The sequence below is a fragment of the Candidatus Hydrogenedentota bacterium genome (assembly GCA_016791475.1).
Taxonomy (GTDB): domain Bacteria; phylum Hydrogenedentota; class Hydrogenedentia; order Hydrogenedentales; family JAEUWI01; genus JAEUWI01.
In genome coordinates this window covers 1-669 of record JAEUWI010000260.1, presented here as the reverse complement: position 1 = coordinate 669, position 669 = coordinate 1, and the positions used below count along the sequence as shown (strand labels likewise).

Annotated in this window: 1 protein-coding gene; it reads right to left on the bottom strand. The window is 65.9% G+C overall.

Translation table 11 applies throughout. The annotated features are described in order from the left end of the window. The coding region (locus tag JNK74_29090; protein ID MBL7650236.1) for a hypothetical protein at nucleotides 1-669 on the bottom strand (669 nt) is incomplete at both ends.

The following is a 669-nucleotide window of genomic DNA, read 5'->3' as shown; positions in this document are numbered from 1 at the left end:
TCGAGCTCGACCACGGTCGGCACCTCGGGCGCCACCGTCACTCGAAGCAGCAGCCCCCTCTGCGCAGCGGGCGAGGCGAAGAGCTCGGCCACGTCAGCGACCACGTTTGCGATGAAGGTCGGAGCGGTGAAGAGCACCAAGCGGCCGCTCTCGGCGCGGGTAATCAGCAGCAAATCGTCGATGAGCGTCACCAGCGCATGGCCGCTGCGCTGGACCAGCTCGACCTTCTCGCGCTGATCAGCTTCGAGCGGCCCCGCGAGAATCAGCTCCGTCAACCCGAGCACTCCGTTCATGGGCGTGCGAATTTCGTGACTGACGTTCGCCAAGAAAATGGTTCGCGCTTTGCTGGCCGCCTCGAGCCGCTCGAGGGTGTCGCGGCGAATGCGGTCGAACCAGCGCACGAACGAGACCACCAAGAGCACCAAGGCGGCGAGGTTGAGGGCCACGACCACGCCGTGATGTGCTCGTGGCGGGCCGTCGAGGTGATACCCGTTCGCCATCGCCCATTCAGTGGTGCCACCCGCGGCGATGACCACCGCTAGCCAAATCCACAGCGCGCGCGGCGAGAGCAGAAACCCCGCGAGCAACGGCACCAGGACCAAAAACACCGGCGTCATCGGGTTCGATGGGTTCTGCAGCAGCCCGGCGACGGCCAAGAACGGCGTGACA